Source organism: Novosphingobium indicum (assembly GCF_014645195.1).
GTDB classification, from domain to species: domain Bacteria; phylum Pseudomonadota; class Alphaproteobacteria; order Sphingomonadales; family Sphingomonadaceae; genus Novosphingobium; species Novosphingobium indicum.
Map to the genome: position 1 here is coordinate 151,872 of NZ_BMLK01000011.1, position 9,545 is coordinate 161,416.

Genomic DNA, 9,545 nt, shown 5'->3' on the forward strand with positions numbered 1-9,545 from the left:
CCGGGCAGCCGCGATTGCGACCGCCCGGCTCCTTGCGTCAGAAACCGATCTTTACACCGGCCCCGACGTTTGCGTCCTTCACGCCGCCACCGGTCGAGTAGCTGCCCCGTACGAAGACGGTGCTGCGCTCTCCGATAGCTGCCCCCAGGCCGGCCCCCATGGTGAAGAAGCCATCGGGATCGACGCCTTCCAGCCGGAACACGCTGCTGGTATCGCCGAGGTAGGCCACATCGCGGCGGGCGCCGACGTCACCCTGGAATGTGTAGGACACGGACAGTTCCGGACGGAGGGTAGCAAGGCCGGTCTCGAAGTCCCCGGCCACCTTTACACCGAGTTCGGGGGAGAGGACGGTCTTGGACCGGCTCTGCACATCGAGGCCGATGCCGCCTGCACCTTCTTCGGTGAACCCGTCGAAGCTGTAGTGGCGCAGATCGATCCGGGCGAAGGGGGTGGCGACCGCGTTCATGCCGATCGGGAAGTCATAGCCGCCCTGCAGGATAAAGCGCGTTTCCTTGCTGTCGAAGTCGGCCGTTGCCGTGCGGGAGAACAGCGGCATCTCGCGCGTTGCCTCCCAGTTGCTCCAGCCGAACACCACTTGCGCCGCGACATGGGCCTGGCCGAAGGCCTGACGGGCGAAGGCACCGACCATGTAGGTGTTGGCCTTGGCCTTTTCGGGCGTACCGCGCGCGCTGGTGTCGACACGGCCGTAGCCGAAGCCGACGCCGTATTCCCCGCCGGCGCTGGTGGTGACACCGAGGCCCACCGACCCACCGTAGAGGTCAGCCCGCAGACCCGATGCGCCCGCACTTTCGTTCGCGCTGTACTTGGCGAAACTTCCGTTCGGGCTCAGCCAGAGGTTGAAGCTGCCCGAGCCGACGCTGACCGGAGCCTGACGGGTGAAGTCCCCGAAAGGATCGGTCGTGCGGGTTGCCAGCAGCGAGCCGTAGTAAGCACCGCTGGACAGCTCGCGCAGTCCCTCGGTTACCTGTGCATTGGAAAGTTGCGTATCGAAGGCAGAGATGACGGTGGCGACATCCTGCACGGCTGCGAATTCCTCGACCGTCGTGAAGGCAGCACCGCCTGCTGCATCGGTGGTCAGCATGTCGACGATGCCGGGGAGGGCCGCGTCCAGACCATCGGCTGCCGCCGCGCTGTTCGCGTCCGCTGCCACGCTGGCGTACGGCGTGCGCACGACTTCGATGGCAACCTTGGTCATGTCCCCTTCGGCATAGTCGGTCAGACCGAAGCTCACGAAGCTGGAGCCGAGGCCGTCGGTGACCGTGGCGCCGCTGTAGTCGACGTCGCCGCTGACGCTGAACAGGTCGGTGCTCGTGCCGCCCACGTAGATGGCGCCGCGGGTGGTGGCGAGGCTCACCGTGCCGTCGAGCGACAGGTCTCCGTCGAGTTCTACGAAGCTCGGCGTGGAGAACGGTACGTTGCTGTTTTCCGCAGTGGTGAACGGAGCCAGCGCCACGCCGGTGAAGCTGGTGCCGAACAGGCCGCGCGAAACGCCAGGTGCCACTTCGGTCTGGGTGCTGCGGGCCAGCGTCGGCGCTACACCGACCACCAGAGTGCCGCTTTCGGATTGCGTGAAGTTGCCTTCCTGGCGAATCTCGATCCCGGCGATGACTTCCGTGCCGGGCGCGACGAGATTGTTCAGGAACAGCGATTGCGGCAGTTCCACACGGCGACCGAGTACCAGGGTTGCATTGTTCTCGACGTCGCCCCGGATGCCGAAGACCGGAGCCTCGAGATCCATGGAGCCCGTGACCGCAAAGCCACCCAAGCCAACGCCATACTCGCCATAGTTGTAGAGATCGTAGGACGACCCCACGACATCGAGCTGGACTTCCCCGCCGTTGATGACGAAGGACCCGATATCGAAGGTCCAGGCCGGAAGCGGCGGCGTCCCATCGGCGTTCTCGTCGTAGGCCGTGCCGGTGATGATGAAAGTGCCATCACCCGTCTTGGTGATCTGCTCGACGCCGCGCACGGATACGCCGAGACCGAACACGTTGTTGCCCATCGACATCAGTGTCGAGAGGTTCTCCTGCGAGAGATAGGGATCGATCGACCCGAACGGAGAGAGCACCGAAAGGGCTTCCGTACCGTCATCGCTCAACGCCAGGCCAAAGTAGCCCGATCCGTTGAGGTTGAGCATGGTGTTGGTGGCAAAGGAGCCGTCCTCGTTCTGTTCGGCGAAGACACCGGTGCCGGTGACCGACCCGTTGTTCAGGTTGATCGTGGCGTTGATGGTGCTTGTGGGCATGTCCGAAAGACGGTCTTCCGGGTCGTAGTCGTCATAGGCACCGAAGATGCTGACGCCGCCGGCGGCCACGCCGTTCTGGTCGATCAGGATGTCCTGAACGAACGAATCGCCCTGGCTGAGTAGCGTCTCCTCCCCGGCGGAAAACGCCGTGTCGGTCTGCGTGGTGGTGTAGTTCGGAAGGTAGATGCCGCTGTAGATCGTACCGCGGATCACGCCGTTGTTGGTCAGTACCGAATTGCCGCCGTAGATTTCGGCATCACCGGTGATCAGGCCGTTGTTGAGCAACGTCGCGTCACCGCCGACGGGGGTATAGGTACGCGTGATCACTTCCGTGCGCAGGACAGGGTCGAGCGTGCCGGTGATTTCGGTAACCGAGCTATAGTTCTCGCCGATACCATCAACCAGGACATCGCCGAAGATGGCGCCATTGTTGGTCGCTTCGGCTCCGGAGATGCCGAAGACCTCAACATAGACCGAGCCATCGTAGAAATCGAGCGCCTCTGTCGGAGCGCCGACGATGCCGTTGTTGAGGAATACGCTGGGTCCATCGACCTCGGTGCTGGTATAGGTCGAGGTGCTGCTGCCGATGCCGCTGTTGTCAGCGAAGAAGGTTGAGACGGAGTTGTCGTAGAAGCCGCCGACGCCGATGTAACCGCCCGGAGGAACGTTCATCTCCTGGTTCCCCGTGAGGACGCGGGTTCCTTCCCCGATCGTCACGAAGGAGCCGGCACGGCCCGAGGCAATTATTTCTCCGGTTTCGACTGCCGGAAGGTTGTTACCTGCAAGGTCTGCGTTCGAGGCAATGTTGATCGTTGCCGCGCCGCCGACGTCCATCCCGGTCGAGGTCGATTCCGTGGTGTCGTAGCTGCCGCCCGTGAACGAATTGTTCGAGTAGACCGTGGTGGAGTTGTAGGTGCTGTCGGTCGCACCAGTGTAAGCGTAAACGCCCTGCAGGGCCTGTCCGGTCAGATTGACCGTGGCATTGCCTGCACCGCTGTCGGCCATGACGGTGCCATGCACCACCCCATCCACTTCAGCCAGGGTATCGCCTCCGACACGCGTCGTGCTCGACGAGCGCACTTCGGCGCGGTCGACGGTGTCGTCATCCACTCGCGTGGCAGTGCGGTCGAAGGTGCTTTCGCTGTTTGAGGCGAAGGCAGAAAGCGACACGTTGCCCACGACTTCGCTGTCGCCGTCGATCGACGCCATCGCACCGCCCGATCCGTTCAGCGTGAGGTTTCCGCCCGTTTCGTCTTCGACATCGCCCAGCGTGGCACCGATGAGCGTGGCCGATGCCATGCCGGGAACGGCGGTCGTGGTCGATACGGTGGAGTAGGTTTCGCTTTGCTCGACGTCGTTGAGGAAGGATTGCTCAAGCTCGATTGCGAAGGTCGAGTTGCTTCCGCCGGCGGTAAGGCTGGTATCGCCTTCGATAATGCCGCCATCGACGAGCAGGCTGGCGTCACCGCCCGACGAACTGAGCATGACGTTGCCGGTCGCGCCGGAAGCGTCGTTGGTTACCCGTCCGGTGACCGTGGCGCTGCTGTCCGCAGCGATCTGCTCGCTCGAGGATTCGTAGGAGCGGGTATAGTCGACAGTAGTGTCCGTGCCGTCAAAGACCGAGTGGTAGGTCTCGACGTTGCTGGATTCGCTGTTCGAGGCTCCGGCTGTGCCGCTGAACGATCCGATGATCACACCGCTGATGTCCGCCGTGCTGCCGGACTGCCCGGACTGGCTGACATTGGCGGCGACACCGTTGGCGTTGATGAACTGCACCGCACCGACGCTGCCGGCGTAGGTGCCCGAAGCTACGCCACCGGTCGCAGTTGAAGAGGTCATGGTCGTATTGGTGGTATCGACCGTAACTGGACCTGTCGCCGCCGGGGGTGTCACGCTTGAGTAGGTGTAGATGTTCTCGTATTCCATGCGCGTGCCGGCCGCTGTCACGGAGACATTGCCGATCAGGTGACCGTCGCTGGCCACGGTCGCGTCCGTTGCACCGGTTACCGTCGTCGAACCCTCGACAATCGCGCCTGCAGCGTTGGTGAAGGCCGCGGGTCCGCCGAGAGTTTCGTCGACATACTGCGTGCTCGACGCGTAGTTATCGGTGGTCGTGCCATCGTCGGCCGTGCTCGAGGAAGAGGAACTGGTCTGCTCCTCGAACGTGCGCACTCCGGGGCGGGCGCTTGCAACGTAGACCGAACCGCCAATACGGCCGGCATTGTCGAGATCTGCGGATTCGTCGCCCTGGACCGCCACGCTACCGCCGACGGATGTCATTTCATCAATGGAAACGACAGCCGGGCCGCCCGACTTCGTGCGGATCATCGTCGTCCGTGAAGCCGATGTCCCGGTATTGCTGTCGTACGTCTGCTCATACGAGTAATCTGTTGCCACGGAACTTGCGGAAACTGATCCGCCCACGCTGCCGGCAACATCGACACTGGCCGCGCCGCCGGCGGTGGATACGCCGACATCGCCGTAGACCATGCCGTCAGGACCGACCGTCGCCGAGCTGTCGCCGCCTTTGTAGTCATACGAGTAGACGGTTCGTGAGGCGTAGTAGTCCGGATTGTCGGAGTCGGTGCTGTAGGACCGCTCGTAGCTGTAGTCGTAAGCGTCGTTGCTGACCGTGACCGATCCGGGCGCTTCCGGGCTTCCCAGGGTGCCCTGGATATCGGCGCTCGTGTCGCCTGTGCCGCCGTTCCAGACCGAAACAGAAGTCGCGCTGCCGCCTTCGCCGATGGAAACTGACGCAGTGCCCTCGTTCGCTGCCGTTTCATAGAAGTAGGTATTGGTGGTTACGGTCCCGTCAGTCGTGGGGACGTACCCGCCATTGGTTGTCGAGGAATCCGCACCGGAACTTGCCGTGATGGCCCCTGCAACGCCGGTGTTGTCCACGGCGGCGCTGTCTGCACCATAGGCATAGATCGAGCCAGGTACGAACGCGCCGGTAACCGGATCGGTGCGCCCCACGGTCCCGCTGTTTTCGATCGCAACATCGCCGGAATAGCTGTTGGTCGTCACGCCGTCCGTGGTTTCGGTCGAGTAGGCCTGGGCAAGCCCATCGATCCAGTCGGTCACCGTGCCTTCATTGGTGATCGAGACATTGCCTGCCAGCGCGTAGACATAACCAAAAATGGACGCATTCATGCCATTTGTCAGGTTGAACACGTTCGTGCCACTGGCGGCGTAGTTTTCATAGTCGATGCCTACCGGTGCATCGGAAGTGCCGATCTGGCCGTCGTTGGTAATGCTGACAGTGCCTTCGAACGCGGAGCTTGGGAATATGGTCGAACCGGGCTGAATGACCGTGCCATCCGGAGCGATCAGCAATGTGAGGTCGGGCGGCGGTGCCGAGGCGGGGCTGATCGCGGTGTTGACTTCGTCAGCGGTGTTGTCCGCCCCCGAGCAGGTGACTGTGGAATCCTCCACCGCGCAGGCCGCATGGGCAGTTCCGGAGCCGAGAACCAGAGCGACCGCAAGACCGGCCATACTGGTCGTGATCTTCATCCTTGCCTTGGTATTCATTTCATTCCCCTATTTTCAGCCCTGTTCCGGGCGAGCGACGTCGCGCCGGAAAAGCCAGTTTCCAGCCGAGCGAATTGCGGTCCCGTCTTGATTGAAGTGCGGAAACTGGGGCGCGGAGTGCGTCCGTATTCCGGTCTGTTGTTGCAGGCCTTTGCTTGCGCGGCCTGAGTTCTTTATTGTGTATCTGTCTATCGAATGCTCACCGACCACTCCGCTGTTGCTCTCACCGCCATGAAATAACCGGGCGATAAGCTAACAAGGTGAAGTACTATGTGAGCGAATGGCAATGCGATCTATTACAGTAATATGCGATTACATGACTCGAACGTAGCTGCCTCGCGCAGCGGCTATGCATGCGCAAAGTTCAAAAGGCTCCACTTCGGAAAACCTCCCTATGTCTATGACTCATATAATGAGACTAGATTGGATTTGCTTCTTTAAGACGCAGAAAACAGGCGCTTCAATCCCCCATTTTAGTAATGTCCATATTTGTAAAAACGATTTTATTTACTCAAACAGATATGGACATTTGAAGTATGTTCTGATTGGTTAGGCGCAGTTCGGAGGCAAAGGGGATCACACCAAATGCACTTTTTTTGCCGAGACGAGGCAGAGTCCGGGGCGGCGGCAGTTGGTAGTAAACTAACCGGGACCGGTAGCCCCTCCTGCGCATATTCGCAGAGCCTCGCCCGAACGCCTCATTCCGGTAGTGCGGCGCCCAGCGCGCCCTTGCAGCGCATGGCTGAGCGGGAAGACCCGTTCGGGGCACTTGCATCGCAATGGCAGCGGGGGGATCGGGAGGCAGGCGGAGTTCTGTTTTCGGAGCTGGATCGTGAACTGCGGGTCGTCGCCGCCGCGCACTTGCGCCGGGAGCGGAACAGTTCGCTCTCGACCGGCGATCTCATCAACGAAGCGATTCTGCGGCTTTCCCAGCTCAAGGTGATGACCATCAATGGCCGTTCGCATGTGCTGGCGCTGGCATCGCGGCTCATGCGTAGGGTGCTGATCGACAAGGCGCGCCGCAATGCGGCCTCCAAGCGCTGCGGCGAATGCGTGACCCTGCGCACGGAGGCCGCGCAGTGGGAACTGCCCGTCGACATCATGGCGCTTGAACTCGCTCTAAACGAGCTCTCACAGATCGATGAGGAGCGCGCGCGTATTGTCGAGATGCGTTTCTATGGCGGCATGTCGACGGAGGACATTGCCGAAGTTCTCGATATTTCCGAGGCCACGGTGAAGCGCCGCTGGGCTGCCACCCGCAGCTGGCTTCATGCGCGACTCGGCGGGTAGAATCGACGATGGTCAGCATGGTGTGCGATGCACAGCGTGAACGCGCCGCCATGGAATTGCTGGAAGATGCGCTTCAGCTACCTTCCGGTGAGCGGTTTGCGTACATTCAACGTCAGGAGAATATCGACGCTGCCGTGCGTCACCGGGCGATAGAACTCCTCGTGTCCGAAGCGTCGGCTTCCGTCATGCTACGCACCGGCGGTGCCGCAGACGTCGAAGAGGCCCAGTCCGTTCCGGAGACGATCGGCGGGTATCGCATTCTCGATCTGCTTGGGCGTGGCGGCATGGGTGCCGTCTATCTGGCCGAACGAAACGCCGACGACTTCGAGCATCGCGTCGCGGTCAAGGTCATCAAGCCCGGAGCCTTGTCGGACACTCTGACAGATCGCTTTCGCCGCGAACGGCAGATTCTGGCGCAGCTCAATCACCCCCATATTGCGCGGCTTTACGACGGTGGAGAGACCGAGCAGGGACAGCCCTATATCGTCATGGAATATGTCGACGGGCAGACGCTGTTCGCCTGGCTCGATCAGGCACCTCGCCCGATAGACCAGCGTATCGCGCTGTTCCGGCAAGTGGCATCCGCCGTTGCGTTCGCGCACCAGAACCTCGTCGTTCACCGCGACCTTACGCCGACCAACATTCTCGTCACGGCCGACGATCAGGCCAAGCTGATCGACTTCGGTATCGCCCGTCCGCACGAGCCGGAGCAGCAAGGCAGCAAGGGCGGCGGTGTCTTTAGCGGTCTCAGCCTCACGCCGGGATTCGCAGCGCCAGAGCGCTCCATCGGGGCGGCTTCGAATACGCTCGCCGACGTCTATTCGCTGGGCAAGGTTCTCGGGGTGATCATCGGCAAGGCGGACGTGCCTGAACTTTCCGCCATTGCGCGCAAGGCTGCCGCAGAAGAGCCGGAACACCGTTATGCAAGCGCGGGCGACCTGATCGAGGACATCGATCGCTACTACGCCAAGCTTCCGGTCCCGGCCTACTCGGACAAGCGCGCCTACAAGATCCGCAAGTTTATGGATCGGGAGAGGAAGTCCGTGATTGCCGCCGCGGCGCTGGTACTGACCCTGGTGGTAGGTCTGGCCGGGACCGGATGGTCCTACGTCCGGGCCGAGCGAGAGCGCGTGGCCGCTGAACAGCGCTTTTTCGAGCTGCGAAACCTCGCGCACCACATGCTTTTCGACATTTACGACAAGGTGTCCGCCGTCCCGGGAACGGTAAAGGCACGCGAAGATCTTGCCAGAACGGCGCTGTCCTACCTCGATGCGCTGGCCAAGGACGAAAGCGCGCCGGCCGATGTTCGGCTGGAGGTCGCAGAGGGCTATCAGCGGCTGGCGAAAGTCGTGGGCAGCACCAACGATGCGAGCCTGGGCAAGCTCGATGAAGGGCAACGGCTGCAGTCGCGCGCGCTGGCCATATTGCGCGGGCTGCACACCGAGTTTCCGGACCGGCGCGATGTCTCCGAGGCACTGGCTTTCGTTCTGGTCAGAGCCGGCAGTGAAAAGCTCTGGGCGGAGGGGGACATGGAAACGGCTCTGGGTATGGCTCGTAAGGTGCAAACGCTGGTAGTCGTCGACGATACGACGGACACGGAAAGCGCGAATGCACTGCTGGACGGCTATCGGGTGGAATCCGAAGCCTTGAACTGGATGGGCAAATCGGGCGAGGCGTTGCAGGCCTCGGATGCGGGTCTCGCAATCGCGCGGACGTTTTCCGCCGGGTTGCGGCAAGATGCGAGCGTGCGCGGGTCGCTGGCGACGCTGCTCAGCATCAAGGCATCGCTGCTGGCGGAGCGGGGCAAGCCCGATGCATCCATATCCGCTTTCAAGGAAAGCCTGGCGCAGCAGCGATTGGCCAGCAATGGAAAGCCGGCCAGCATCCGCAACATGATCATCACGTTGTTCTACCTTGCGAAGGTGGAAGCCCAGGAAGGCCGGTCGCAGGCGATTGGTCATGCAGATGAAGCGCTTAACATGATTGCGCAGAACATGGCCCGCGACGCGAACGATACCCGCATGAAGGAACTCTTTTCCGGCGTGGCGCTGGTCAAGGCAGAGCTACTGGCGGAATCCGGGCGCCACCATGAGGCTGTCGCCTTGACCGAGCGTGCGATTTCCTACGCTCGCGACGTAGCTGCAGCGGCAGGAACAGTGGCGGGCGCGCGCATGCCCCTTGCGGTAAGGCTGGCCGAAGCTGCGAACATCTATGACCAACTCGACGAGAAAGGCCGACGGTGCGAAGCGGCAGGCGAGGGGCTGGGGATCATGCACGCCTATGCAAAGGACCACGATATTCCCGCCCCGGATCGCGAGGCGTACCTGACGCCGCTCGAACGGATGGCAGCGACTTGCTGAGGTTGCCTGATTCCGAAAGTTTTGGGCGCAGCTGGAGACCCGCAAAAACCGGTAGCGTTTTGGCGGGTATGATGATTCATTGGAGGGGCGCGATC

General features: G+C 61.9%; 3 protein-coding genes. 2 read left to right on the forward strand and 1 reads right to left on the reverse strand.

Annotated elements, in window-relative coordinates:
- Window positions 1-37: 37 nt before the first annotated feature.
- Window positions 38-5,800: an autotransporter domain-containing protein gene (locus IEX64_RS13230; protein WP_188820139.1), complete on the reverse strand. Its 5,763-nt coding sequence runs from the start codon at window positions 5,798-5,800 to the stop codon at window positions 38-40.
- A 738-nt stretch (window positions 5,801-6,538) separates the two neighbouring features.
- Here IEX64_RS13230 and IEX64_RS13235 point away from each other — a divergent pair.
- Together IEX64_RS13235 and IEX64_RS13240 are read left to right on the forward strand one after the other, a co-directional pair.
- On the forward strand, window positions 6,539-7,090 hold the full coding sequence (locus IEX64_RS13235) for an ECF-type sigma factor (protein ID WP_188820140.1): 552 nt from the start codon (window positions 6,539-6,541) through the stop codon (window positions 7,088-7,090).
- A gap of 8 nt (window positions 7,091-7,098) precedes the next feature.
- The gene (locus IEX64_RS13240) at window positions 7,099-9,450 is read left to right on the forward strand and encodes a serine/threonine-protein kinase (RefSeq protein ID WP_188820141.1); all 2,352 of its coding nucleotides are present in this window, start codon (window positions 7,099-7,101) and stop codon (window positions 9,448-9,450) included.
- The last annotated feature ends 95 nt before the right edge of the window (window positions 9,451-9,545 follow it).